22 protein-coding genes and 1 riboswitch are annotated in these 24545 nt (G+C 73.5%); of the genes, 14 read left to right on the top strand and 8 right to left on the bottom strand.

The annotated features are described in order from the left end of the window. Nucleotides 1-20 precede the first annotated feature (20 nt). Nucleotides 21-1139 (top strand): NAD(P)-dependent alcohol dehydrogenase, encoded by a 1119-nt coding sequence (locus ACZ6CL_RS22010; protein ID WP_468937829.1) that lies wholly within the window; start codon nucleotides 21-23, stop codon nucleotides 1137-1139. On the opposite strand, the gene ACZ6CL_RS22005 is transcribed toward ACZ6CL_RS22010, so the two are convergent. The 6 genes from ACZ6CL_RS22005 to ACZ6CL_RS21980 form a co-directional block, all read right to left on the bottom strand. Next, nucleotides 1140-1919, bottom strand: coding sequence for an enoyl-CoA hydratase/isomerase family protein (locus ACZ6CL_RS22005; protein WP_468937828.1), 780 nt, complete (start codon nucleotides 1917-1919; stop codon nucleotides 1140-1142). A gap of 128 nt (nucleotides 1920-2047) precedes the next feature. After that, nucleotides 2048-2269: a helix-turn-helix domain-containing protein gene (locus tag ACZ6CL_RS22000; RefSeq protein ID WP_009718933.1), complete on the bottom strand. Its 222-nt coding sequence runs from the start codon at nucleotides 2267-2269 to the stop codon at nucleotides 2048-2050. A gap of 376 nt (nucleotides 2270-2645) precedes the next feature. After that, nucleotides 2646-4244, bottom strand: a complete 1599-nt coding sequence (gene abc-f / locus ACZ6CL_RS21995) for a ribosomal protection-like ABC-F family protein (RefSeq protein WP_468937827.1) — start codon at nucleotides 4242-4244, stop codon at nucleotides 2646-2648. A 196-nt stretch (nucleotides 4245-4440) separates the two neighbouring features. Further along, nucleotides 4441-5790, bottom strand: coding sequence for a hypothetical protein (locus ACZ6CL_RS21990; protein WP_468937949.1), 1350 nt, complete (start codon nucleotides 5788-5790; stop codon nucleotides 4441-4443). A gap of 153 nt (nucleotides 5791-5943) precedes the next feature. Further along, nucleotides 5944-7071, bottom strand: coding sequence for an alpha/beta hydrolase (locus tag ACZ6CL_RS21985; protein ID WP_468937826.1), 1128 nt, complete (start codon nucleotides 7069-7071; stop codon nucleotides 5944-5946). A gap of 81 nt (nucleotides 7072-7152) precedes the next feature. Continuing rightward, on the bottom strand, nucleotides 7153-7863 hold the full coding sequence (locus tag ACZ6CL_RS21980; protein WP_468937825.1) for a class II aldolase/adducin family protein: 711 nt from the start codon (nucleotides 7861-7863) through the stop codon (nucleotides 7153-7155). A gap of 236 nt (nucleotides 7864-8099) precedes the next feature. On the opposite strand from ACZ6CL_RS21980, the gene ACZ6CL_RS21975 reads away from it, so the two are divergent. The 10 genes from ACZ6CL_RS21975 to cobC all read left to right on the top strand — a co-directional run bounded on the left by ACZ6CL_RS21975 (nucleotide 8100) and on the right by cobC (nucleotide 19347). Beyond that, nucleotides 8100-9419 carry an inorganic phosphate transporter gene (locus tag ACZ6CL_RS21975; protein ID WP_468937824.1) on the top strand — a complete coding sequence of 440 codons (1320 nt, stop codon included), beginning with the start codon at nucleotides 8100-8102 and terminating at the stop codon, nucleotides 9417-9419. Nucleotides 9420-9434: 15 nt separating this feature from the next. Continuing rightward, entirely contained in the window at nucleotides 9435-9665 is a 231-nt protein-coding gene (locus tag ACZ6CL_RS21970; protein ID WP_468937823.1) for a hypothetical protein, read from the top strand. A gap of 169 nt (nucleotides 9666-9834) precedes the next feature. Continuing rightward, nucleotides 9835-9972: riboswitch (cobalamin riboswitch) on the top strand. A 142-nt stretch (nucleotides 9973-10114) separates the two neighbouring features. Next, a complete protein-coding gene (locus ACZ6CL_RS21965) occupies nucleotides 10115-11077 on the top strand; it encodes a cobalamin biosynthesis protein (protein WP_468937822.1) in 963 nt (320 codons plus the stop codon). Beyond that, nucleotides 11074-12606, top strand: coding sequence for a cobyric acid synthase (locus ACZ6CL_RS21960; RefSeq protein WP_468937821.1), 1533 nt, complete (start codon nucleotides 11074-11076; stop codon nucleotides 12604-12606). The genes ACZ6CL_RS21965 and ACZ6CL_RS21960 overlap by 4 nt, the downstream gene beginning before the upstream one ends. Before the next feature lie 82 nt (nucleotides 12607-12688). Then, a complete protein-coding gene (locus tag ACZ6CL_RS21955; protein WP_468937820.1) occupies nucleotides 12689-14851 on the top strand; it encodes a putative cobaltochelatase in 2163 nt (720 codons plus the stop codon). Beyond that, nucleotides 14851-15447: a cob(I)yrinic acid a,c-diamide adenosyltransferase gene (gene cobO, locus ACZ6CL_RS21950; protein ID WP_398300417.1), complete on the top strand. Its 597-nt coding sequence runs from the start codon at nucleotides 14851-14853 to the stop codon at nucleotides 15445-15447. Before ACZ6CL_RS21955 ends, cobO begins: the two co-directional genes overlap by 1 nt. Beyond that, nucleotides 15441-16886 carry a cobyrinate a,c-diamide synthase gene (locus tag ACZ6CL_RS21945; protein WP_468937819.1) on the top strand — a complete coding sequence of 482 codons (1446 nt, stop codon included), beginning with the start codon at nucleotides 15441-15443 and terminating at the stop codon, nucleotides 16884-16886. Before cobO ends, ACZ6CL_RS21945 begins: the two co-directional genes overlap by 7 nt. An 18-nt stretch (nucleotides 16887-16904) precedes the next feature. Next, nucleotides 16905-17378, top strand: a complete 474-nt coding sequence (locus tag ACZ6CL_RS21940) for a cobalamin biosynthesis protein (protein WP_468937818.1) — start codon at nucleotides 16905-16907, stop codon at nucleotides 17376-17378. A 63-nt stretch (nucleotides 17379-17441) separates the two neighbouring features. Beyond that, nucleotides 17442-18278, top strand: a complete 837-nt coding sequence (locus tag ACZ6CL_RS21935; protein ID WP_468937817.1) for a sirohydrochlorin chelatase — start codon at nucleotides 17442-17444, stop codon at nucleotides 18276-18278. Beyond that, the gene (cobC, locus tag ACZ6CL_RS21930; protein WP_468937816.1) at nucleotides 18268-19347 is read left to right on the top strand and encodes an Rv2231c family pyridoxal phosphate-dependent protein CobC; all 1080 of its coding nucleotides are present in this window, start codon (nucleotides 18268-18270) and stop codon (nucleotides 19345-19347) included. The genes ACZ6CL_RS21935 and cobC overlap by 11 nt, the downstream gene beginning before the upstream one ends. Nucleotides 19348-19518: 171 nt before the next feature. On the opposite strand, the gene ACZ6CL_RS21925 is transcribed toward cobC, so the two are convergent. Then, on the bottom strand, nucleotides 19519-20421 hold the full coding sequence (locus tag ACZ6CL_RS21925; protein ID WP_468937815.1) for an SCO1860 family LAETG-anchored protein: 903 nt from the start codon (nucleotides 20419-20421) through the stop codon (nucleotides 19519-19521). 378 nt (nucleotides 20422-20799) lie between these two features. Further along, nucleotides 20800-21903: an amidohydrolase family protein gene (locus ACZ6CL_RS21920; RefSeq protein ID WP_468937814.1), complete on the bottom strand. Its 1104-nt coding sequence runs from the start codon at nucleotides 21901-21903 to the stop codon at nucleotides 20800-20802. A gap of 136 nt (nucleotides 21904-22039) precedes the next feature. Here ACZ6CL_RS21920 and ACZ6CL_RS21915 point away from each other — a divergent pair, with 136 nt between their 5' ends. The 3 genes from ACZ6CL_RS21915 to ectA all read left to right on the top strand — a co-directional run bounded on the left by ACZ6CL_RS21915 (nucleotide 22040) and on the right by ectA (nucleotide 24436). Continuing rightward, nucleotides 22040-22759 carry a SigE family RNA polymerase sigma factor gene (locus ACZ6CL_RS21915; protein ID WP_468937813.1) on the top strand — a complete coding sequence of 240 codons (720 nt, stop codon included), beginning with the start codon at nucleotides 22040-22042 and terminating at the stop codon, nucleotides 22757-22759. Further along, complete coding sequence (locus tag ACZ6CL_RS21910) at nucleotides 22759-23541, top strand: hypothetical protein (RefSeq protein ID WP_468937812.1); 783 nt, start codon at nucleotides 22759-22761, stop codon at nucleotides 23539-23541. The genes ACZ6CL_RS21915 and ACZ6CL_RS21910 overlap by 1 nt, the downstream gene beginning before the upstream one ends. Before the next feature lie 346 nt (nucleotides 23542-23887). After that, nucleotides 23888-24436, top strand: coding sequence for a diaminobutyrate acetyltransferase (ectA, locus tag ACZ6CL_RS21905; RefSeq protein ID WP_468937811.1), 549 nt, complete (start codon nucleotides 23888-23890; stop codon nucleotides 24434-24436). Nucleotides 24437-24545: the final 109 nt, after the last annotated feature.

Here is a 24545-nt window from a genome sequence, read left to right as displayed (position 1 = left end):
CGATCCACGGAGTTTCCACGATGACCGAAGCCCTCGCCGCCGTGGTGAACAAGCCCGGCGCCCCCTTCTCCCTGGAGAGGATCACCCTGGACGAGCCCCGGCCGGACGAGGTCGTGGTCCGGCTGGCCGCCGCCGGGGTCTGCCACACCGATCTGACCGTGCGCGACGGCCGGCTGCCCTTCCCGCTCCCCGGCGTCCTCGGCCACGAGGGCGCGGGCGTGGTGGAGCGGGTCGGGTCCTGGGTCAGCCGGGTGCGGCCCGGTGACCACGTCGTCCTGACGTTCACCTCCTGCGGCGCGTGTGGCACCTGCCGCGGCGGTCATCCCGCCTACTGCGCCTCCTGGCTGCCGCTCAACCTCCTCGGCGGCACCCGCGGCGACGGCACGACGACCCTGCGTTCCGCCTCCGGGAGCGGCGGCCTTGGCGGGCACTTCTTCGGCCAGTCGTCCTTCGCGACCCACGCGCTGGTGGACGAGCGCAGCGTGGTCCGGGCCCCGGCGGACCTGCCGCTGACCACGCTCGCCCCCTTCGGCTGCGGCATCCAGACCGGGGTCGGCGCCGTCCTGAACGTCCTGCGGCCCCGGCCCGGCAGCACGATCGGCGTCTTCGGCACCGGTGCGGTCGGACTCGCCGCCCTGATGGCCGCCGTGCTCGGCCCGGTCCGGCAGGTGATCGCCGTCGACCGGCTCGCCCCGCGGCTGGCGCTGGCCCGGAAGCTGGGTGCGACGGCGGTCGTCAACGCCGCCGAGGAGGACCCCGCGGCGGCCCTCGTCGAGCTGACGGACGGCCTCGGCCTGGACTGCGCCCTGGAGACCACGGGCAACCCCGGTGTCCTCCGCACGGCGATCGACGCGCTCGCGCCCCGGGGCGAGGTCGCGGTCATCGGGGCGCCGCCCATGGGCACGGAGGTCGAGGTCGACGTCAACGGTCTGCTGCCGGGCCGCCGCATCACCGGCGTCACGCTCGGCGACAGCGAACCGGAGCAGCTGATCCCGCTGATGGTGAACCTCCATCAGCGGGGACGGCTGCCCGTGGACCAGCTGATCCGCACCTATCCGTTCGCCCGGATCGAGGAGGCGGCGGCGGACATGACGGCGGGCACCACGATCAAGCCGGTACTGACCTTCGACGGTGGCTGACTAATCCGCCAGACCGGCGAGGTCGCGGATGCGGCGGGCCTGGGCCGCGCGCTCGGCGGTGCGCTGCTCGTCGTACGTACGGTCCGCCGCGCCCCGCAGCAGCGCCTTGGTCTCGACCACCGCGTCACGCGGGGCGGCGAGCAGGGCGGCGGCCAGGTCCTGGACCGCGCCGTCCAGTTCGGCGGCGGGCACCACGAGGTTGGCGAGGCCGGTGCGCTCGGCCTCCTCGGCGTGGACGGAGCGGCCGGTCGCGCAGATCTCCAGCGCCCGGGCGTACCCCACGAGCCCGACCAGCGGATGGGTGCCGGTCAGGTCGGGCACCAGCCCGAGGCTGGTCTCGCGCATCGCGAACTGCGCGTCCTCCGCGCACACCCGCAGGTCACAGGCGAGGGCGAGCTGGAAGCCCGCCCCGATCGCATGGCCCCGCACCGCGGCGATGGAGACGATGTCGTTGCGCCGCCACCAGGTGAACGCGTCCTGGTACGCGGCGATGATCGCGTCCAGCTCGGCGTCCGAGCTGCGGGCCATCTCCGGGAACGACGGCTCGCCCTCGAACCCCTCGGGGGTGAAGGCCTGCCGGTCGAGACCGGCCGAGAAGGACACGCCCTCGGCGCGCAGCACGACGACCCGCACACTGCCGGGCAGCAGCGACCCCGCCTCGGCCAGCGCCCTCCACAGCGCGGGCGACTGGGCGTTGCGCTTGGCCGGATTGGTCAGGGTCACCGTGGCGACCGCGTCATCAACGGTGAGCTGAACGCCGTCCTTGTCGAGCAGGGTCACAGGAAGCCTCCGGCAATCGCAGTCAGTACAAGTGACTGCACAGTAACCACCCGGTCGAACGGACGATCAACCGGGTGGCACTGTCCACACCTGCTGCCGGTGACGAACCTCCGACGCGAGACGCGCGATCAGGCCGATGCGGCCTTCTTGCCTCGCGTCGCGCCACCGCGACCACGTAGGGACACTCCTGATTCGCTGAGCATCCGGTGGACGAATCCGTAGGAACGGCCGGTCTCCTCGGCCAGCGCCCGGATGCTCGCCCCGGAGTCGTACTTCTTCTTCAGGTCTGCCGCGAGCTTTTCGCGCGCGGCGCCGGTCACCCGGCTGCCCTTCTTCAGAGTCTCGGCCACCCGTGCCTCCTCATGGGAAGTGCGCTCTGTGACTCTCATGATCACCCCTAGGCGCCTTCCTGGCCACCCATTCGGCAAGACCTGTGGAGGAAGGATCCCGGGAAATGGCGCCTCACGAGCCTTCGGAATCCAGGATTCCGGCGGCCTCCGCCCTGTCACTCTTTGTTGATCGCCGAGGAAAGGGCAGGTCAGGACCTGTGCACAAGAGGATCGACGGAGAGCGACCGGCGCGCGGCACGTGCCGTGCGCCGGTCGTGGGCGGCACGCCGCGATACCAGCCGTTCTCACTCAGATGACGGATCACGCCTAGGCCAAATGATCTACGGGACGTGGATCAACGGCTCAGACAGGAGCAATCGGGCCGGACGTCCTCGGGTCAGGCCAGCGCGACCAGGTCCGCGTACTCCGCGCCCCACAGGTCCTCGATCCCGTCCGGCAGCAGAATGATCCGCTCCGGCTGGAGCGCGTCCACCGCGCCCTCGTCGTGGGTCACCAGGACCACCGCGCCGGTGAAGGTGCGCAGCGCGCCGAGGATCTCCTCGCGGCTGGCCGGGTCGAGGTTGTTGGTGGGCTCGTCCAGCAGCAGGACGTTGGCCGAGGAGACGACCAGGGTGGCCAGCGCGAGCCGGGTCTTCTCACCGCCGGAGAGCACTCCGGCGGGCTTGTCCACGTCGTCGCCGGAGAACAGGAACGAGCCGAGCGTCTTGCGGATCTCGACCAGGTCGAGGTCCGGGGCGGCCGAGCGCATGTTCTCCAGGACCGTGCGGTCCGGGTCGAGCGTCTCGTGCTCCTGCGCGTAGTAGCCGAGCTTCAGCCCGTGGCCGGGCTGGACCTCGCCGGTGTCCGGCTTCTCGACCCCGGCCAGCAGCCGCAGCAGGGTGGTCTTGCCCGCGCCGTTGAGGCCCAGGATGACAACCCGGGATCCCTTGTCGACCGCCAGGTCGACATCGGTGAAGATCTCCAGGGAGCCGTACGACTTCGACAGGCCCTCGGCGGTCAGCGGGGTCTTGCCGCACGGGGCCGGGTCCGGGAAGCGCAGCTTGGCGACCTTGTCGGACTGCCGCACCGCGTCCAGGCCGGACAGCAGCTTGTCGGCGCGCCGGGCCATGTTCTGCGCGGCGACCGTCTTGGTGGCCTTGGCGCGCATCTTGTCGGCCTGCGAGTTGAGCGCGGCGGCCTTCTTCTCGGCGTTGGCGCGCTCGCGCTTGCGGCGCTTCTCGTCGGCCTCGCGCTGGGCCTGGTAGAGCTTCCAGCCCATGTTGTAGATGTCGATCTGGGAGCGGTTGGCGTCCAGGTAGAAGACCTTGTTGACGACCGTCTCGACCAGGTCGACGTCATGGGAGATGACGATGAAGCCGCCGCTGTAGGTCTTCAGGTAGTCCCGCAGCCAGATGATGGAGTCGGCGTCGAGGTGGTTCGTCGGCTCGTCGAGCAGCAGGATGTCGGAGTCCGAGAACAGGATCCGGGCCAGCTCGACGCGGCGCCGCTGACCACCGGAGAGGGTGTGCAGCGGCTGGCCGAGCACCCGGTCCGGCAGGCCCAGGCTGGCCGCGATGGTCGCGGCCTCCGCCTCGGCCGCGTAGCCGCCCTTGGTCAGGAACTCCGTCTCCAGGCGCTCGTACTTCTTCATCGCGCGCTCACGGGTGGCGCCCTGGCCGTTGGCCATGCGGTCCTCGTTCTCGCGCATCTTGCGCAGCACGGAGTCGAGGTCGCGGGCGGAGAGGATGCGGTCGCGCGCGAGGACGTCGAGGTCGCCGGTGCGCGGGTCCTGCGGCAGATAGCCGACCTGGCCGGAACGGGTGATGGAACCCCCGGCCGGGGTGCCCTCGCCCGCCAGGCACTTGGTGAGCGTGGTCTTCCCGGCGCCATTGCGGCCGACGAGACCGATGCGGTCACCCTTGGCGATACGGAACGAGGCGGACTCGATCAGGACACGGGCGCCGGCACGCAGCTCGACGCCGGATGCGGTGATCACGGGGAATTACTCCTGGGCAGATGGACGGCGGACGGGACAGACCAGCGGGCGGGGCCGACGCCGTCTAATGCACGAGGAGAATTGCCATGCGGCCAGTTTAGCGGGGCGGGCAACCGGTTTTTCCCTGGGGTCCGCAGGCCTCCCCTGTCCCGCGGACGCCACCTCTCAGCGTTCAGGTCAGTGATCAGGTCAGTGATCAGACGCCGCCCGTGTGGACCTGGAAGGCCGCCCGGCGCACCGCCTTGGCGAGGGCCGGGTCGGGGTGCGCGGCGGCCAGCGCCACCAGCACCTGCACCGTACGGGGGTGGCCGACGGCCCGTACCTCCGCCAGCAGCGCGGGCACCGTGCCCTGCACCGCGGACTCCAGATGGCGCACCAGCAGCGGGCTCTCGCCGTGGTCGGAGATGGCCGCGGCGGTGTCCACCCACAGCCAGGTGGCCTCCTCGCGGGTGAGCACGTCCAGCGCGTCCTCGGGGTCGGCGCCCTCGTGCTCGGCGAGCCACAGCAGCGCGTACGGCCGCAGGCACGATTCGTCCACGACGGCCCGCACCGCGGGCTCGGCGGGCGCCCCGGCGACCCGCAGCGCCTCGAACGCGAGCCCGCGCAGCAGGGCGTCGTCGCCGCGCGCGGCGTCCAGCAGTTCGGTGATGGCGCTGCCCACCGGGCGCGCGGCGAGCCAGGCCCGGTACTCGGCGCGGGCGGGTCCGGGGGTGAGGCCCGCGCAGCCGCGCAGCATGTCGGCGGCGGGGTGCTCGATGTTCCCGGCGGGGCTCTGGGCGGCCACGCAGATCTGCTCCAGCTTGACCCACACCGCCCAGTTGCCGAGCGCGGTGAGGACGGCGTCGCCTTCGAGGACGGTGAGCGCCCCGACCGAGGCGAGGGCGTCCAGGGCCCAGCCGAGCAGGGCTTCCAGCGCGTCGTCGTCGTCGACGGCCTCCGCCCGGTCCCCGGGATCCGGGGTCTCGGTGGGGTCGGCGTCCTCCGGCGCGGCCACCCCGTACGGCACCTCGCAGCGCTCGGTGCGCAGCTCGGCGACCCGCTTGCGCAGCATGTCCAGCAGCGTGGAGATCTGCACCGGGCCCGCGGACAGCTGGAGCAGCGGAAGCAGCTGCGGTACGGCCTCGATCACCTCGGCGACGGCCGCGGGCTCGGCGGTGTCCGGGGCGGGGCTGGCCAGCGACCAGGCGTCGAGCAGGGCGACCCAGCCGCGCAGCACCGCGCTGTCGTCGCGGTCCCAGGCCTGGAGCCGCCAGCCGGGGCGGGCGGTGCCGCCGTGCAGATCGACGAGTCCGACGAGCCGGGCCCGGTCCCAGTCGGTCCGCACCTCCTCGGCGCTGCGCCCGAGCGCGGCGGCGGCGCGGGCGGCGGCCTCGTCGGTGAGGACCCCGAGGGAGTCGTCCTCGGCGGCGGCCCAGCGGGCCACCTCCACGGCCCCGACCAGCCCCGCACGGGCCTGCCGGGCCAGCTCCGGGCGGGGCGGCGTGCCCTCGGGCGGGCGTGGCGCCGGCCGGGAGCGGTTCGGCGCGGGCCGCGGGGCGGTGGCCATCGGCCGCTGGCGGACGAGTCGGAGCCGGGAGTCGCGCGGAGTACGGGACGTCACAGAAGCAGTCTCGCCGTTGACGGCCCGAAAGCCCAATCGGCACCCGTCCGGCGGTCGCCCGGGCGGGATTCCCACGGCTAGCCGTGGGCCCTGGAGCCCCTAGATGAGCGGGGTGAGGAAGCGGCGCAGGGCCTCCTCGTACCCGCGCGGGTCGGCGTTCCACATGGCGGCGTGCGGGGCGTGTCGCACCGGGTGAAGCGTCACCAGCTCGGGCCGGGCGGCGGCGAATTCACGCGACGCGTCCCAGGGCGCGAGGGTGTCGCCGGGGCCGTGCACGATGAGCGTGGGCACCCGCAGGCTCTCGGGGTCGGCCGCCTCCGCGAGCTTGCTGTCGTGGAGCCCGGTGCGCCCTTCCGCGGCCCGTACGGCGAGCGGGAGCAGGACGGCGGGGGTGCGGCGCGCCGCCGCGAGGGCACGCAGGGTGGCCCGCCAGTCGAGCACCGGGGAGTCCAGGACGATGCCGCTGAGCCGGTGCCGCAGTGCGGAGTTGGCGGCCGCGTGCAGGGCCATGGAGGCGCCGGTGGACCAGCCGTGCAGGACGACGCTCTCCGCCCCGTAGCGGACCGCGTAGCGGATGGCGGCGTCGAGGTCGCGCCACTCCGTCTCGCCGAGGTGGCCGATGCCGTCGGGCGGGCGCGGGGCGCCGGGGTCGCCGCGGTACGCGAGGTCGAGCACCGGGATCCGCAGCCGGTGCAGCAGCGGCATGACGACCATGGGGTGTTCGCGGGTGGTACCGAGGCCATGGGTGGTGATCACCCAGGTGGTGCGCTCGCCGGGCAGGAACCAGGCGGGCAGCGGCCCGAGTTCGCCGGGGACGTCGACATCGGCGTGCTCGATGCCGAGCGCGTCCCGCGGGTTGCCGAGGTACACCTGCGGGGTGAGCCGCACCCGGGTGCCCGCGTCGAGGGTGCCGTGGGTGACCCGCTCCAGGCGGCGTACGACGCAGTCGGCGGGGTGCGCGACGTCCTCGTCCACCGCCCCGACGACGGCGTGGCACCCGCGGCCGACCACGCCGTAGGTACCGGGGCGCAGCGAGGCGAGCGAACGGGTGAGGGTGATCCGGCCGTCGCCGGTGGCGTGCACGGTGAGCGGCGGCTCGTTCGGCAGCGGCCGGTCGGGCGCCGGTTTCAGCGCAGCGTCGGTGACGTACCGGCCCGCCGCCACCGCGGCCGCGCCGACACCCAGCAGAGTGGTGGCGGCAGCGACCGCCGTTGTCCGCACACGCATCCCTCCCAGTGTGGGCGGGGAGCGGCGGACCGGCCAGTGGGATGGGCTGTTTCGGGCCCCTGTCGCCGGACGGTGTCTGCGCTACCGCTGGGCGGTGTCCCCGGTGGGCTGCTGGCCGTAGCCGCTGAGCTTGGCCGCCGCGCGCTCCAGCTCGGCGGGTGGGATGAGGGTCGGGGTGCGGCCGGGAATGGCGGCCGCGGCCAGCCAGACCTGGCACATCCACTCCAGCTGGGCGGTGCGGTCGTACGCCTGGTCGAGCGTCGCTCCGTAGACGACCGTGCCGTGGTTGCGCAGCAGACAGCCGGAGCGGTCGCGCAGCGCGTGCAGCATGGTTTCGGCCAATTCATCGGTGCCGTAGAGCGCGTAGTCGGCGACCCGGACCGGTCCGCCGAGGGCGGCGGCCATGTAGTGGATCGCGGGCAGTTCATCGACGAGCGTGGAGACCGCTGTGGCGTGAACGGCATGGGTGTGGACGATGGCCGAGGCCTCGTCCGTGTGACGGTAGACGGCGAGGTGCATGGGCAGCTCACTGGTGGGCGCGAGTGTGCCCAGCACCTGTCGGCCATCGAGGTCGACGCCGACCGCGTCACGCGGGCCGAGCCGGTCGTACGGGACGCCGCTCGGGGTCACCAGGACGGTGTCGCCGACCCGCGCCGAGACGTTGCCCGAGGTGCCGACGACGAGTCCGTCGGCGGTGGTTCTGCGGGCCGTCCGCACTACATGCGTCCATGCCTGCCGCAGGGGCTGGGTCAGCCTCGGCTGTGGCCGTCGCGCCGATCGCGGCTCCGTCACGGGCCCTCACCTCCGGGCGCGATCCTTCCATAGGAACACCACTCCGGGTGGACTACAGGAGGTTGATGTATGGACTTCAAATTCCGTGTGGCACACGGGAGTACGGTCGAAAACCAGCCGTTCTCACGCCCCCGCGTTCGCGTCACCGTGAAGCCCGCCTCAGTTCATCTCCCGTTCACCCAGTTTCCCTACGTTCACCGTGCACTGACCGCCCTCCGAACTGATTGACCGGGTGTATGGAACACATCACGCTTCTCATCGGGATCGTGATCATCACGGCCTTGGTGTTCGACTTCACGAACGGCTTCCACGACACGGCCAACGCCATGGCCACCACCATCTCCACGGGAGCCCTCGGCCCCCGGGTCGCGGTGGCGATGTCGGCGGTCCTCAACCTCGTCGGCGCCTTCCTCTCCGTGGAGGTCGCCAAGACCATCTCCGGCGGAATCATCGACGAGGGCTCGGGAATCCAGCCCGAAGTGATCTTCGCGGGGCTGGTCGGCGCGATCCTCTGGAACCTGGTGACCTGGCTGGCCGGTCTCCCGTCCAGCTCCTCGCACGCCCTCTTCGGCGGCCTCATCGGCGCCACCGTGGTCTCCGTCGGTATGGACGGGGTCAACGGCGACGCGGTCGTCATGAAGGTCCTCATCCCGGCCCTGGCCGCGCCGGTCGTGGCGGGCATCGCCACGGTGGTCGCCACCCGGCTCACCTACCGGCTGGCCAACAACCGGGCCGAGGAGGACACCGCGAAGGGCTACCGCGCCGGGCAGATCGCCTCGGCCGCCCTGGTCTCCCTGGCCCACGGCACCAACGACGCGCAGAAGACGATGGGCGTCATCACCCTCGCGCTGGTCACCGGCGGCGTCATCGCACCGGACTCCGACCCGCCCATGTGGGTGATCGTCTCCGCCGGTCTCGCGATCGCGCTCGGCACCTACCTGGGTGGCTGGCGCATCATCCGCACCATGGGCAAGGGCATCACCGACATCCAGCCGCCGCAGGGCTTCGCCGCCCAAACCGGCGCCGCGACCGTCATCCTGGCCTCCTCCCACATCGGCTTCGCGCTGTCGACCACGCAGGTCTGCTCGGGCGCCGTGATGGGCGCGGGCGTCGGCCGCAAGGGTGGCGTGGTGCGCTGGTCCACCGCGGGCCGCATGGTCGTCGCGTGGGCGCTGACCCTTCCGGCCGCCGGTCTGGTGGCCGCAGCCGCGGCGCTGCTGGCCGACCAGGGCAGCTGGGGCGTCACCGCGGTCGCCGTCCTCGCGGTGCTGGGCTGCGGTGTCATCTGGGCGCTCTCGCGCCGCAAGCCGGTGGACGCCAGCAACGTCAACGAGCCGGGTGCGGAGTCCACCGAGCGGGTCGGCGTCGTCACCGCCGCCGTGCGGTCGGTGGCCCCGCCGCCCGCCGGAAAGACCGCCTCCGCCGCCTCCGCCACGTCCGCCACGTCCGCCGGGACGACCGGGTCGGCCGGGTCGGCCGGATCCGGCACCGACGGCGACGCTTCGTCCGAATCCGCACCCACCCCCGCCACCGCGGGAACCGGTTCCACCAGCTGACAGGGAGCACACGCAATGGACATCGACTGGGCGGCCCTCGGCCAGGTCTTCAGCATCAGCCTCGCGGTGACGGTCGGCGTCGTAGGGGTCTTCACCCTGGGCATCATCGGCACCTCCCGTACGGCCCAGCCGCAGCCCCAGGCGGCCGCGGGCGGCGCGTCCCCGGTTGCGCGCACCGGCGCGTACGCCTGTTTCGCGGTGTGCGCCGCGGTGGTGGCGTACGGCATCTATCTGATCGTGGCCTGAGGCCACGGAAGGCCGCGGGGCGGTGGGTGCCGATCGGCGCCCACCGCCCCGCGGTCGTTGCCGCGTGTGCGCCTGTGGGTCTCCGCACACTCTGGCATCGCAGGTCAAATGCGAGTTGACGGCCATTCGCACCCCATGGTGGACTTCCCGAGCCAAACGGCGGCAGGAGAGGAAGCCGGTGAGAATCCGGCGCGGTCCCGCCACTGTCACCGGGGAGCGCTCTCCCTCACCGCAAGGGGTCACGGCCGTCCGTCACGGAGGAGGGCTGGAAGACCGGGAGAGCCGCGGATCCGGGAGCCAGGAGACTTTCACCGCCGGTCACGTCGAGCCAGGGCGCGGACCCTGAGTGAGGACATACCGCCATGCCCGGCATCGCCACGCCGTCAGCTCCATCTGTCCATATGCTCGGCGGCGGTCCCCGCCGCAGAGGCGTGACGGCGGTCTGAAGGATGCGTGCCGACCACGCCTCGTACGCGTGCGGCGCCGCACTCGGCTTCCTCCTCGATCTCGCCGCGGGCGATCCGCGCCGCGGCCATCCGGTGGCCGCGTTCGGGCGCACCGCCGCGGCCGTCGAGCGGCGGCTGTGGCGTGACCACCGCGGTTCCGGGGCGCTGCACACCGCGCTGTGCGCGGGCGGCGCGGCCGCCGGTGCCGCGCTGCTGGCCCGTACCGTACGCACCCTCGTAAGGCCGCGCCGTACAGCCGATGTCGCGCTGACCGCCGCCGCCACCTGGTCCGTGCTGGGCGGCACCTCGCTGGTGCGGGAGGCCCGGGCCATCGGTGACGCGCTGGCCGCCGGGGACGCCGACGCCGCGCGGGAGCGGCTGCCGCATCTGTGCGGACGGGATCCGCAGGCGCTGGACGAGCAGCAGATCGCCCGGGCGGTCGTCGAGTCGGTGGCCGAGAACACCTCGGACGCGGTGGTGGGCGCGCTGGTGTGGGGGGCCGTGGCCGGAGTGCCGGGGCTCGTCGGCTTCCGCGCCGTCAACACACTGGACGCCATGGTGGGCCACAGGTCGGCCCGCTACCGCCGGTTCGGCTGGGCGTCCGCCCGGCTGGACGACGCCGCGGGCTGGCCGGGCGCCCGTCTCACGGCCGCCCTGGTCACTGTGGCCGGATCCGATCCGCGTGGCGCGTGGCGCGCCTGGCGCGAGGACGGCGGACGCCACCCGAGCCCCAACGCGGGCCCGGTGGAGGCGGCGTTCGCGGGCGCGCTGGGCGTCCGGCTGGGCGGCACGCTGGCGTACGGGGGCCGGGTCGAGCACCGGCCCGTACTGAATCCGGGCGGCCGTCCCGTGACGGCGGCCGACATCCCGCGGGCGATCAGCCTCTCGCGGCGGGTGGCGGCGCTCGCTCTGCTCATCACCGCCGCGGGCCGGTCCGCGGTCGGCCAGGAAAGGGTGAATCGATGACCCTGGGAGGCGGACTGCTCGTCGCGGGGACGACCTCGGACGCCGGTAAGAGCGTCGTCACGGCGGGCATATGCCGCTGGCTGGCGCGCAAAGGGCTCCGGGTCGCCCCGTTCAAGGCGCAGAACATGTCGCTCAACTCCTTCGTCACCCGCGACGGCGCCGAGATCGGGCGGGCCCAGGCCATGCAGGCGGCCGCCGCGCGCGCCGAACCGAGCGCCCTGATGAACCCGGTCCTGCTGAAGCCGGGCAGCGACCGCAGCAGCCAGGTGGTGCTGCTCGGCAAGCCCGTCGGGGAGATGAGCGCGCGTGGCTACCATTCCGAGCGGCGGCGCGAAGGGCTGCTGGAGACCGTCACCGAGTGCCTGAGCGAGCTGCGGCGCACCCATGACGCGGTGATCTGCGAGGGCGCGGGCAGCCCGGCCGAGATCAATCTGCGCCGTACCGACATCGTCAACCTGGGCCTGGCCCGCTCCGCCGGACTGCCGGTCGTCGTGGTCGGGGACATCGACCGCGGCGGCGTCTTCGCGTCCTTCTTCGGTACGACCGCGCTGCTGTCCCGCGAGGACCAGCGGCATATCGCCGCCTATGTGGTGAACAAGTTCCGCGGCGATGTGAGCCTGCTGGAACCCGGTCTGGACATGCTGCGCGACCTCACCGGGCGGCCGACCGTCGGCGTGCTGCCGTACGCGCACGGCCTCGGCATCGACGAGGAGGACGGGCTGCGCGTCTCGCTGCGCGGCACGGTGCGCGAGAGCGTCGTCGCACCGCCGCACGGCGCGGACGTGCTGCGGGTCGCGGTGGCGGCCGTCCCGCTGATGTCCAACTTCACCGACGTGGACGCGCTGGCCGCCGAGCCGGGCGTGATCGTGCGCTTCGTGGACCGCCCGGAGGAGCTGGCCGACGCCGACCTGGTTGTGCTGCCGGGCACCCGGGGCACCGTGAAGGCACTGGAGTGGCTGCGGACGCGCGGTCTCGCCGACGCGATCGCCCGGCGGGCCGCGGAGGGGCGGCCGGTGCTCGGCATCTGCGGCGGCTTCCAGGCGCTCGGCTCCGCGATCGAGGACGAGGTCGAGTCGAAGGCCGGGACGGTCGCGGGCCTCGGGCTGCTGCCCGTACGGGTCCGTTTCGCCACGGGGAAGACCCTGGCCCGGCCGGTGGGCGAGGCGCTGGGCGAACGGGTGGAGGGCTACGAGATCCATCACGGGGTCGCCGAGCTGCTCGACGGCGGCGACGAACCCTTCCTGGACGGCTGCCGGGTGGGCTCGGTATGGGGCACGCACTGGCACGGCTCGCTGGAGAGCGACGGCTTCCGCCGGGCCTTCCTGCGGCGGGTCGCTCAGGCGTCGGGCCGGGCGTTCGTACCCGCGCCGGACACCCGCTTCGCGGAGCTGCGCGAGGAGCAGCTGGACCGGCTGGGCGATCTGATCGAGGAGCACGCGGATACGGACGCGCTGCTGAGGCTCATCGAGGGCGGCGTACCGGACGGGCTGCCCTTCGTGCCGCCCGGGGCGCCGGGAGGGACAGATTGAGCACACCGGAACGACCGGGACGACCGGAACGACCGGCATCACCGGCACGCGACCGCGCACGCACCGTAGGAGGTACCCGAGCATGACCACCACTGCCTACCCGTTCACCGCGGTCGTCGGAATGGACGACATGCGGCTCGCCCTGCTCCTCAACGCCGTCTCACCCGCCGTGGGCGGTGTGCTGGTGCGCGGTGAGAAGGGCACGGCCAAGTCGACGGCCGTGCGCGCGCTGTCCACGCTGCTGCCGCCGGTCGACGTCGTCCCCGGGTGCCGCTTCTCGTGCGATCCGGCCGCGCCCGACCCGGACTGCCCGGACGGACCGCACGAGACCGCCACCGGGGACGCGCGCGCCGCGCGGATGGTGGAGCTGCCGGTCGGCGCCTCCGAGGACCGTCTCGTCGGGTCGCTGGACATCGAGCGGGCGCTGTCGGACGGGGTCAAGGCGTTCGAGCCGGGGCTGCTCGCCGACGCGCACCGCGGGGTGCTGTACGTCGACGAGGTCAACCTGCTGCATGACCACCTGATCGACCTCCTGCTCGACGCGGCCGCCATGGGCGCCTCCTATGTGGAGCGCGAGGGCGTCTCCGTACGGCACGCCGCGCGCTTCCTTCTGGTGGGCACCATGAACCCGGAGGAGGGTGAGCTGCGGCCGCAGCTGCTGGACCGCTTCGGGCTCACCGTCGAGGTCACGGCGTCGCGGGACACCGAGGAGCGGGTCGAGGTGGTGCGCCGCAGGCTGGCGTACGACGAGGACCCGGCCGGGTTCGCGGCGCGCTGGGCGCGCGAGGAGGGCGAGCTGCGGGACCGCATAGCCGCGGCGCGTGCCCTGCTGCCCGCCGTCCGGCTGGGCGACCGCGCGCTGCGGCAGATCGCGGCGGTGTGCGCGGCGTTCGAGGTGGACGGGATGCGCGCGGACATCGTGACGGCGCGTACGGCGACGGCGCTGGCCGCCTGGGCGGGCCGGACGGACGTACGGACCGAGGACGTGCGGCAGGCGGCGCTGCTGTCGCTCCCCCACCGGCGGCGGCGGGCGCCGTTCGACGCGCCGGGGCTGGACGAGGACAAGCTGGACGAGGTGCTGCGGCAGTTCGAGGACGAGGAGCCGGAGCCCGAGCCGGAGGCCTCTGAGCCTGATGAGGGCCCCGATGACGACCCCGACGGGCCGGGCGGACCCGGCGGCGGTTCCGGCGGCGGAGACGGCCCGGACGGGCCCGGCGGCGGCCGTCCGCAGGACGGCGGGCAGGAGCAGGCGCCGCCGCCCGGCGCGCCGGAGCCGTCCATCCCCGAGCAGCGGTCGGCCGAACCCGAGGCGGCCGGAGCCGACGCCGAGCCCTCCGCGTCCGAGGAGGGCGGCGGGGCCGGTGGTGGCGGCGCCGAGCGGGCGGCCGTGGGCGCCGCGGAACCGTTCCGGACCCGGCGGCTGGACGTACCGGGGCTCGGTGAGGGCGCCGCGGGACGGCGGTCGCGCGCCCGCACCGCGCACGGCCGCACCGCCGGTGCGCGCCGCCCCCAGGGGACGCTGACATCGCTTCATCTGACGGCGACGGTACGGGCCGCCGCCCCGCATCAGCACAGCCGCGGGCGGCGCGGCCCGGGGCTGCTGGTGCGCCGGGACGATCTGCGGGAGGCGGTGCGGGAGGGCCGGGAAGGCAATCTCGTGCTGTTCGTCGTGGACGCGTCGGGGTCGATGGCCGCCCGTAAGCGCATGGGCGCGATCAAGGGCGCGGTGCTGTCGCTGCTGCTGGACGCCTACCAGCGGCGGGACAAGGTCGGTCTGATCACCTTCCGGGGGACGGGCGCGGACGTGGCACTGCCGCCCACCTCGTCGGTGGACGCGGCCGCCGCCCGGCTGGAACAGCTGCCGACCGGCGGCCGCACCCCGCTCGCGGCGGGGCTGCTGAAGGCCCGCGAGGTGTTGCGGGTGGAGCGGCTGCGGGACCCCTCGCGCCGTCCGCTGCTGGTCGTGGTGACCGACGGGCGGGCCACCGAATCGAAGAAGGCCGGGGTGTCCGACGGGTCCACGCCGGTGGAGCGGGCCGGACGCGCGGCGCGGCTGCTCGCGGGCGACGGGGTCGCCTCGGTGGTCGTCGACTGCGAGTCGGGGCCGGTGCGGCTGGGCCTGGCGGGGGTGCTCGCCCGCGATCTGCGGGGCACCCCGGTCACCCTCGACGAACTGCGCGCGGACAGCGTGACGGCGCTGGTCCGCGATGTACGGACGGTACAAACCACACGAAGGGCAGCCTGATGCCGCAAGGACAACCGACCGTCGTCCCCGACGACGGGCTGACCACCCGCCAGCGCCGCAACCGGCCGCTCGTGCTCGTGCACACGGGCGTGGGGAAGGGAAAGTCGACGGCCGCGTTCGGCCTGGCGCTGCGGGCGTGGAACCAAAACTGGCCGGTCGGTGTATTCCAATTTGTAAAGTCCGCGAAATGGCGGGTCGGCGAGGAGCGTGCGCTGCGGGTCCTCGGCGACTCGGGCGAAGGGGGGACCGTCGCATGGCACAAGATGGGCGAGGGCTGGTCGTGGGTCCAGCGCGACATGGCTTCCAGCGAGGAGGCCGCACGCGAGGGCTGGGAGCAGGTCAAGCGCGATCTCGCGGCGGAGACATACCGGCTCTATGTGCTGGACGAGTTCGCGTACCCCATGCACTGGGGCTGGGTGGATCCTGAGGAAGTGGTGTCGGTCCTGCGCGATCGGCCGGGCACGCAGCACGTCGTCATCACGGGGCGTAACGCGCCGGCGCCGCTGGTGGACTTCGCCGACCTGGTTACCGACATGTCCAAGGTCAAGCACCCGATGGACGCCGGTCAGAAGGGCCAGCGAGGCATCGAGTGGTGAGGGTTCCCCGGCTGGTCGTCGCCGCGCCCGCCTCCGGCAGCGGCAAGACGACCGTCACCGCGGGGCTGATGGCCGCCTTCGCGGAGCGCGGTCTGGATGTGTCCCCGCACAAGGTGGGCCCGGACTACATCGATCCTGGCTATCACGCGCTGGCCGTCTCGTCCGCCGGTGGCGGCCGGGCGGCTGGGGGCGGGGCCGGGCGGCCGGGCCGGAATCTGGACGCCTATCTGTGCGGTCCGGACCGGATCGCCCCGCTGTTCCTGCATGGGGCGGCGGGCTGCGATCTGGCCTTGGTCGAGGGCGTGATGGGGCTGTTCGACGGGGCAGCCGGGCAGGGCGAGCTGGCGTCGACGGCCCAGGTGGCCAAGGTGCTGCGGGCGCCGGTGGTGCTGGTGGTGGACGCGTCCTCGCAGTCGCGTTCGGTGGCGGCGCTGGTGCATGGCTTCGCCTCCTGGGACCCGGAGGTGCGGGTCGCGGGGGTGATTCTCAACAAGGTCGCGTCCGACCGGCACGAGGCGATGCTGAGGGAGGCGCTGGAAGGGGCCGGGGTGCCGGTGCTCGGCGCGCTGCGCCGGATGCGCGAGGTCGGGACGCCGAGCCGCCACCTCGGTCTGGTGCCGGTGGCCGAGCGGCGCTCGGAGGCGACGGATTCGGTGGCGGCGCTGGCCGCATGGGTGCGGGAGGGGTGCGACCTCGACGGGCTGATGGCGCTGGCGGGCAGCGCGCCTCCCCTGTCCGGACCGGTGTGGGATCCGGTGGCGGAGCTGGGCCCGGCGGCGGTGGCCGCGGCGGAGGGACCACGGGCGCAGGGCCTGCGCGCGCGGGGACCGCGGCCGGTGGTCGCCGTGGCGGGCGGGGCCGCGTTCACCTTCTCCTACGCGGAGCACACCGAGCTGCTCACCGCCGCGGGGGCGGAGGTCGTGCCGTTCGACCCGTTGCGGGACGAGCGCCTCCCCGCCGGGACCGGCGGGCTGGTGATCGGTGGTGGCTTCCCGGAGGTGTACGCGCCGGAGCTGTCCGCGAACGAGCCGTTGCGCGCCGAGGTCGCCAGACTGGCGGCGACCGGTGCGCCCATCGCCGCCGAGTGCGCCGGGCTGCTGTATCTGGCGCGCTCGCTGGACGGCCGCCCGATGTGCGGAGTGGTGGACGCCGAGGCGCATATGTCGGATCGCCTGACGCTGGGCTACCGTGAGGCCGTGGCCATTTCCGACACATCCCTCGCCGCCGCGGGGACCCGGGTGCGCGGCCATGAGTTCCACCGCACCACCGTCGAACCGGGCGCGGGCCACACGCCCGCCTGGGGGCTCGTCCATCCGCAGCGCCGCGCCGAAGGGTTCGCCCCGGGCACCGTGCATGCCTCGTATCTGCATGTGCACTGGGCCGCGGTGCCCAGTGTGGCGTCCCGGTTCGTCGCCGGATGTGTGCCCGCCGCCGGGTGACGGAGCCGGTGACCTGACGTGGACCATCCACAGGGGCCAGATCTGGTCGTCGGCGTCGGCGCGGGGCGGGGGGTGTCCGTGGGCGAGGTGACCTCTCTCGTGGCCGCGGCCCTCGCCGGGGCGGGCCTCGCGCCCGGCGCCGTCGCCGAGTTGGCGACAGTCGAGGCCAAGGCCGGGGAGCCCGGGCTGATGGCCGCGGCCGAGCGATTCGGTGTGCCGCTGCATGGGTACGGAGCGGAGATGCTGGCCGCCGTCGAGGTCCCGAACCCGTCCATGGCGGCGCTCACCGCCATGGGGACGCCCGGAGTCGCCGAGGCGGCCGCGCTGCTGGCCGCCGGGCCGGGGGCCGAACTGCTCGTCCCCAAGCGGGTGTCGGAGCCGGGCGGTGGCAGGCAGTCGAGGGCGACCTGCGCGATCGCCCGCCGTATCACCCGCCGTGGTCCGCAGGACGGCCGAAGACCTGCCGTGGCGTGTCCCGACGGAGCTCAGTAACGTCTCGGAGCACGACAGCGCTTCCCACCGTGAGACCCGCTTCACCTGCACCAAGGAGACCTCGTGACGACCCCGCCCGCGCTGCTCATCGCAGGCATCGGCACCCGAGACGAGAGGCGCGCCGCCGCCTTCCAGGACTTCGTGAGGGAGTTGGGCGCGCAGCACCCGGATCTGTCCGTGGCGGGCGGCCTCACCGGGCCGGGCGCGCCCCCGCTGTCCGACGCGGTGGCACAACTCGTCGGAGAGGGGGTGTCCCGTTCCGTCGTCGTGCCCCTCAGTCTGATCCCGGTGGAACATCCGAGAGACGGGGTCACCGCCGCGCTGGCCCAGGAAGCGGAGCGGCACGCGGACGCCTCGTTCGTCTTCGGCCGCCCGCTGGGGCCGGACCCCCGGCTGCTGCGGGTGCTGGAGCGGCGGCTGGACGAGGCGCTGGGCGGCGGTCGGCGCTCCCCCTCGGACCGGGCGCAGACGACGGTGCTGCTGGTGGGCGACGGGTCGCCGCTGCCGGAGGGCAACGCCGAGGTGCACCGGGCTGCCCGGCTGCTGTGGGAGGGGCGCGGTTTCGCGGGCGTCGAGACGGCCTTCGCCTCGCTCGCCGCGCCGGATGTGCCCTCGGGCCTCGACCGCTGTGTGCGGCTCGGGGCGCGGCGGATCGTCGTGCTGCCGTATTTCCTGTTCGGCGGGGACGCGCTGGAGCGGGTGCGACAGCAGGCGGAGGGCTGGGCGCTCGCCTATCCGGAGGCCGAGGTGGTGTCCGCCGATGTCATCGGCCCGACCGTGGAGTTGGCCGAGCTGGTCCTGGAGCGCTACGAGGAGGCGGCCGGGTTGCCCGAGCGGGAGCGGATCGACCCGGAGGCGCACGCCCACTCCCATCCGGACCTCCACGCCGATGTCCGCTGACCTGCCCGCCGGCGGGGCGGCCCCTGGGTTCGACCTGCGGCACCACGGAGACGCGGAGGTGCGGGGCGCCGACGCCGGGCTGACGGATCTCGCGGTCAACGTGCGGGCCGGTACGCCGCCGCGCTGGCTCAAGGACCGTATCGCCGCGTCCCTCGACGGGCTGGCCGCCTACCCGGACGGGCGGGCGGCGCGCGCCGCGGTGGCCGCCTGCCATGGGGTGCCCGAGGAGCGGGTGCTGCTGACGGCGGGGGCCGCGGAGGCGTTCGTGCTGATCGCCCGCGCCCTTCCGGCCCGGCGCCCGGTGGTGGTGCATCCGCAGTTCACCGAACCGGAGGCCGCGTTGCGGGACGCCGGGCACCCGGTGGAGCGGGTGCTGCTCGACGAGCGGGACGGCTTCCGGCTGGACCCGGCGGCGGTGCCGGACGCCGCCGATCTGGTGGTCGTCGGCAACCCCACCAACCCCACCTCCGTACTGCACCCGGCCGCCGCGCTCGCCGGACTGGCCCGGCCCGGGCGGACGCTGGTGGTGGACGAGGCGTTCATGGACGCCGTGCCGGGGGAGCCCGCGTCGCTCGCCTCCCGCACCGATGTGCCGGGGCTGGTGGTGCTGCGCAGCCTCACCAAGACCTGGGGGCTCGCCGGGCTGCGCGTCGGCTACGTGCTGGCGGACCCGGAGATCATCGCCGGGCTGGAGCGGGTGCGGCCGCTGTGGCCGGTGTCCTCCCCCGCCCTGGTGGCGGCGGAGGCGTGCTGCGAGCCCGCCGCGCTGGCCGAGGCGGCGCGGGCCGCCGAGCGGACCGCAGCCGACCGCGCCTATCTGACCGGCCGCCTGGGCGAGTTCGCCGAGGCCGGGCTGCGGGTGTGCGGTCCGGCGGCCGGTCCGTTCCTGCTATTCCGGCTGCCGGACGCGGCGGCGATACGGGCCCGCCTGCGCGAACTCGGCTTCGCGGTGCGCCGCGGCGACACGTTCCCGGGCCTGGGCCCGGACTGGCTGCGGCTGGCCGTCCGCGACCGCGAGACGACCGACCGCTTCGCGATCGCCCTGGCCAAGGCCCTGCACGACGTCTGAAGGACGCCTGAACGGCGCCTGAGCGGCGAAGGCTCGGGGCCTGCCCGGGCGATGGGAGACGCACCGGGCAGGCCCAGGGTGGGTCGTGCCTGATCGGCACGTCACCCCCTACGCCGGTGCCGGGGTCGGGGTGGGTCGACCGCCGGCACCGGCCGCTGGGTGGGGTCGTGCCTACGCATCACCGCGCGTTCCGGAGGCCCGTCGGCGGCGGGCCATGAACACCGCGCCGCCGCCCGCGGCGAGCAGCACGGCGCCGCCTGCCACCAGGAACGGGGTGGCCGAGCTGCCGCCGGTCTCGGCGAGGTGCTCCGGCTTGGGCTCCGGCTTGGTCTGGTTGACGACCTCCGGCTCCTCCTCCTTGGCCGGGGCGCCGGGCGCCTGGCAGGTGGCGTGGGCCAGGGTGACCTGGCCCTGGACCTCGGAGACGTTGAGCTTGAGCGGGTTCACCGAGACCTTCAGCGAGAGGGCGGTGGCCGCCGCGGTGCGCGAGGTGGTCGCGGTGCGCGACAGATCCAGGTTCACCTGGCCGAGCGAGGGCACGTCGACCTTGGTCGAGCCGCCCGCGGTCAGGGTGACCTTCTTGCCGAGCACGCTGACCGTGCCGAGCAGGTTGGAGTCGGCGGTCGGCTTCTTCCCGGCCGCGCACACGGCCTTCGAGGTGACCTGCTCCACCGTGATGAGCGGCACGCCGAGCAGCCCCGGCACGTTCACCTTGGCGTTGACGAGGTTGGAGTAGCCCTCGGACCGGGACTTGTCCGTGGCGGCGCGGGCCGTGGCCACATCGGCGCGCAGCACGCTGAAGGGACGGTCGCCGTTGACCCCGGCGACCGTCGCGCTGAGGGCGGTCTTGCTGGCGGTCTTGGGCGCCTGCACTTCGTTAAGCGAGGTCACCAGCGGTGCGGTGACGGTCTTGTTGAGGAGCGAGACGCTCAGGTCGGTACGGAGCACGGCCGCGCTCGCCTTACCGGCGGCGATGGTGTGACCGGTCCGGGCGTGCGCCGTGCCCGCGGGCAGGACACCCAGGACGGAGACGGCGGTGGCTGCGGAGACGGCCGCCAGACGGCGGGCGGGCATGCCGAAGAAGGTATTGCGTGAAAAGGACACGTGAGTTGACCCCCACAGGAGACATGGAGCCGCCGGCACCTGCCGCGGGGGACTCCACGGGCGCCGACGGCCTCGACCACGCCATATTTGCGCACCGAGGGTAAACAGGCAGACACATGAAGTCCGTTCATCCCAAAGGGTGTTGTTCGCCGAAGCGTTCGACCTCGGAGTACTCCCAAGGGGGTGTCTTGCCGATCAGGCCGGATCAGCGAGCGGCGTCTGGTGCGGTGCATCGCAAGCCGCGTGAGGAGAGCGCGGCGGCGCTGCGTGCGACGAGCGCGGGGCCGCGAGGTGCCGTGCCAGGCTTCGGGAGCCCGGCATGATCGGCAAGACACCCCCTAGCCCCGCTCAGAACACCCGGCCCCGCAGCACCACCCGGCGCGGCGCCGTCAGCACCCGTACGTCCTCCCGCGGATCGGCGTCGTACACCACCAAGTCGGCGGGGGCGCCCTCGGTGATCCCCGGCCGCCCGAGCCAGGCCCGCGCGCCCCAGGTGGCGGCCGACAGCGCGTCGCGCACCGGGATGCCCGCCGTGACCAGTTCGGCGACCTCCTGGCCGACCAGCCCGTGCGCGAGCGAACCGCCCGCGTCGGTGCCGGTGTAGACGGGGATGCCCGCGTCCCACGCGGCGCGCACCGTGTCGTAGCGCCGCGCGTGCAGCCGCCGCATGTGGTCGGCCCAGCGCGGGAACTTGGCCTCGCCGCCCTCCGCGAGCCGCGGGAAGGTGGCGATGTTGACGAGGGTCGGCACGATGGCGACACCCCGCTCGGCGAACAGCGGGATGGTGTCCTCGGTCAGCCCGGTCGCGTGCTCGATACAGTCGATCCCGGCCTCGACCAGCGGGGCCAGGGTCTCTTCGGCGAAGCAGTGCGCGGTGACCCGCGCCCCGAGCCGGTGTGCCTCGGCGATGGCCGCCTCGACCGCCCCGCGCGGCCAGCAGGCGGAGAGGTCGCCGCTGTCCCGGTCGATCCAGTCGCCGACGAGCTTGACCCAGCCGTCGCCGCGACGCGCCTCCGCCGCCACGTAGGCGACCAGGTCCTCCGGTTCGATCTCGTGCGCGTAGTTGCGGATGTAGCGCTTGGTGCGGGCGATGTGGCGGCCCGCCCGGATGATGCGGGGCAGGTCCTCGCGGTCGTCGACCCAGCGGGTGTCGGACGGCGATCCGGCGTCGCGCAGCAGGAGCGCCCCGGCGTCGCGTTCGGTGAGTGCCTGCTTCTCGCTCGTCGCGTCGTCCACCGCGCCATGGGCGTCCAGGCCGACGTGGCAGTGGGCGTCGACCAGCCCCGGCAGGACCCAGCCGTCCAGCCGCGTGACGTCCCGGATCCCGGCCGGGCGGTCGAAGGTGATCTTTCCGTCGACCACCCACAGTTCGTCCCGGACGCCACCGGCGTCCCCGTCCTCCGGGCCGACCAGGATCCGCCCCGTGATGTGCAGCACCGCGCTCTCCCTCATGTCACGCACTGTACGAGACGGGGCCAGGGCGCTGACCGGCCAATTCCCGGGCGGCGGAAGGGGACCACTCGTACAACACGGGGAGCGCTGCTACGCTCACGCAACCCACCGGACGAGGGACAGTGAGGAGGCCCGCGTGAGCGCTCCTACCGATGGCCCGACACCCGCGGCTGACTTACAGAAGACCGACTTACGCACGGCCGGCTTACCGGCCGCCGACGCGCAGGCGGAGTTCCGGGAGTTCTTCGAGCGGCACCACGCCGAGCTGGCCCGCCTCGCCCACCTGCTGCTGGGCAGTTCCGACGGGGCGGACGACCTGGCGGCCGACGCGCTGGTCGCGGTCTGGCACCGGTGGGACCGGGTGCGGGTCGCCGAGCATCCGGCCGCGTACGCCCGGGGCGTGGTCGCCAACCTGGCCCGGTCCCGGATCCGCAGCCTGGTGCGCGAGCGGCGGCGGGTGGCGCTGTTCTCGTCGGAGCGCTCGGACCGGGTGGACGACCCGGATGTGTCCGCGGTGGTGGATGTGCAGGCCGCGCTGGTGAGGCTGCCGTTCCGGAAGCGGGCGTGCGTGGTGCTGCGGCACGCCTTCGACCTCTCGGAGCGGGACACGGCCCGCACCCTCGGCATCTCGGTGGGCACGGTCAAGAGCCAGACCTCCCGTGGCATCGCCGAGCTGGAGCGGCTGCTCGGCCCGCCGGACGACGACATCGAGCGGCCCGCGGCGGGAACGCGGCCCCAGCCGCAGCCGCAGGCCCCGGCGCAGCAGTCCCGGGCACAGCCGTCGGCGCAGGAGACGGTACGGGGGCTCCGCCCCGGCCGTGTGGGCCACGCCGGGCACCCAGGAGGGAACGGTTGATGACCGACCATCGCGACGGCCGGCGCGATGTCGCGGCCGAACTGCGCGAGGCCGCCGACGCGCACCAGCCGGACCGGGCCCGGATGCTGGCCCGGGTCACCGCGGGCATGGCGGACGGTGAGCGGCGGCAGGTCCGCCGGGTCCCCGCCCGGCAGTGGACCCGGGTGGTGGGCCCGGCCGCGGGACTGGCCGCGGCGGTCGCCGCCGCCGGGATCGCGGTGGTGACGACCGACACCGCCGACGGGCCGCAGACGGTACGGACGTCGAGCGAACCGGCCGCGCCGCCCGCGGGCGAGGGCGGCGGCACGACGGGACGGCCGGGCGGCGGCACGGGGGACGAGGCTGGTCGGCACACGCCGAGCGCCTTTCCCACTACGGTCGGTCCAAACCATCTCGCCGGTCCGGCGGTGCGCTCGCGGGGGGCGATCAACCCCAATTCCAACCCGTACTGGGCGCAGAGTGACATCACGTTCACCAACAGCAAGCCACTGACGTCGCTGACCGTGGAGCTGCGGGTCGCCGAGAACGGCGGGGTGCGCACCACCGGCTCCTGGAGCACGCTGCCCACGGGGGACCTGGCCGTCTCGGTACGCTCCGAGGGCGGGGTGCTGGTCTACCGCTGGACGCTCCGGAAGGGGGCCACGGTGCCGAGCGGCCGCCATGTCTTCGCGGGGCAGTACAACCACGCCGAGGGCGGCCGGGACGCGGGGCGGGACGGTTACTCCGCCTCCGGCAACGGCCCCTCCGGCGCATTCGCCGTCCGCGGCGACTTTCGGGGCTGAGTTCCGTGCGAGAAGCCCGGCGGAATGAATTCCGGAAGACCGGAAGACAAATTCAGAGCGTTTTTCAGATAGATCTTCCTATCTCGTCTTCCCCCTCCCCCCGGCTCTAAACGCACTTTTTTTAGTGGCCCACGACACGGTAATTCGGCTCCATCACGACCCCGTTACGCATATGTGACACACTCCACACGCTGACCGTTTCGACCCAGTAACTCCCCCACAAATTACCGCTTTTCAACGATCTGCCGCGCGTACGTGCGCCCGCGCCTGTTACCACACCGACCCCCCTCTACGTAACCCCTCTCCTCGATGCATTTTTAGATCCTGCTGGGTAAATTGAATTCGCATGACCGCCGCACAAGCAGACCGAGTAGGCGCCCGTAGCGAATTTGATTTGCCAGAGGGGCTGTCCCTCGACACACCACACGTCGAGGACGGAGCCGCGATCTGGCGAATCGCCCGCGACTCCAAGACTCTGGACCTCAACTCCTCCTACAGCTACCTCCTGTGGTGCCGCGACTTCGCCGCCACCTCCGTGGTGGCGCGCGACGCCGAGGGCGGACCGGTCGGCTTCATCACCGGCTACATCCGCCCCGAGCGGCCCGAGACCCTGGTCGTCTGGCAGGTCGCCGTCGACCAGGCGTGGCGCGGCCGCGGACTGGCCGCCACACTGCTGGACGGGCTGACCGCGCGCGTCACCGCGACGGGCGTCCGGGGTATCGAGACCACGATCACCCCGGACAACACCGCGTCGAACCGGCTGTTCACGTCCTTCGCCGAGCGGCACGGCGCGCCCGTCGAGCACGAGGTGCTCTTCGACGGCGGCCTGTTCCCCGACGGAGGGCACGAGCCCGAGGTGCTCTACCGCATCGGCCCGCTCGCGGACCGCGGCTGAGCCCCGGACACCTGAGGTCATCGCCGACATCCCCGATTTCCCGCCCCCGAATTACCCGTACCCCCCGAGGGCGCATGCCCTCACCCCCTCACCCCTCGCACTCATCTCC

The sequence above is a fragment of the Streptomyces sp. NPDC041200 genome (genome assembly GCF_055591805.1).
This window is presented reverse-complemented; position numbering and strand designations above follow the sequence as displayed.

What these genes read in the sequence shown, in the direction of transcription:
- ACZ6CL_RS21955 (WP_468937820.1), top strand. Translation starts at nt 12,689, where the DNA reads ATGACCACCACTGCCTACCCGTTCACCGCGGTCGTCGGAATGGACGAC.
- ACZ6CL_RS21910 (WP_468937812.1), top strand. Translation starts at nt 22,759, where the DNA reads ATGACCGACCATCGCGACGGCCGGCGCGATGTCGCGGCCGAACTGCGC.
- ACZ6CL_RS21920 (WP_468937814.1), bottom strand. Translation starts at nt 21,903, where the DNA reads ATGAGGGAGAGCGCGGTGCTGCACATCACGGGGCGGATCCTGGTCGGC.
- ACZ6CL_RS21990 (WP_468937949.1), bottom strand. Translation starts at nt 5,790, where the DNA reads ATGGCCACCGCCCCGCGGCCCGCGCCGAACCGCTCCCGGCCGGCGCCA.
- ACZ6CL_RS22010 (WP_468937829.1), top strand. Translation starts at nt 21, where the DNA reads ATGACCGAAGCCCTCGCCGCCGTGGTGAACAAGCCCGGCGCCCCCTTC.
- cobC (WP_468937816.1), top strand. Translation starts at nt 18,268, where the DNA reads ATGTCCGCTGACCTGCCCGCCGGCGGGGCGGCCCCTGGGTTCGACCTG.
- ectA (WP_468937811.1), top strand. Translation starts at nt 23,888, where the DNA reads ATGACCGCCGCACAAGCAGACCGAGTAGGCGCCCGTAGCGAATTTGAT.
- cobO (WP_398300417.1), top strand. Translation starts at nt 14,851, where the DNA reads ATGCCGCAAGGACAACCGACCGTCGTCCCCGACGACGGGCTGACCACC.
- ACZ6CL_RS21970 (WP_468937823.1), top strand. Translation starts at nt 9,435, where the DNA reads ATGGACATCGACTGGGCGGCCCTCGGCCAGGTCTTCAGCATCAGCCTC.
- ACZ6CL_RS21965 (WP_468937822.1), top strand. Translation starts at nt 10,115, where the DNA reads ATGCGTGCCGACCACGCCTCGTACGCGTGCGGCGCCGCACTCGGCTTC.
- ACZ6CL_RS21975 (WP_468937824.1), top strand. Translation starts at nt 8,100, where the DNA reads ATGGAACACATCACGCTTCTCATCGGGATCGTGATCATCACGGCCTTG.
- ACZ6CL_RS21985 (WP_468937826.1), bottom strand. Translation starts at nt 7,071, where the DNA reads ATGCGTGTGCGGACAACGGCGGTCGCTGCCGCCACCACTCTGCTGGGT.
- ACZ6CL_RS21925 (WP_468937815.1), bottom strand. Translation starts at nt 20,421, where the DNA reads ATGCCCGCCCGCCGTCTGGCGGCCGTCTCCGCAGCCACCGCCGTCTCC.
- ACZ6CL_RS21960 (WP_468937821.1), top strand. Translation starts at nt 11,074, where the DNA reads ATGACCCTGGGAGGCGGACTGCTCGTCGCGGGGACGACCTCGGACGCC.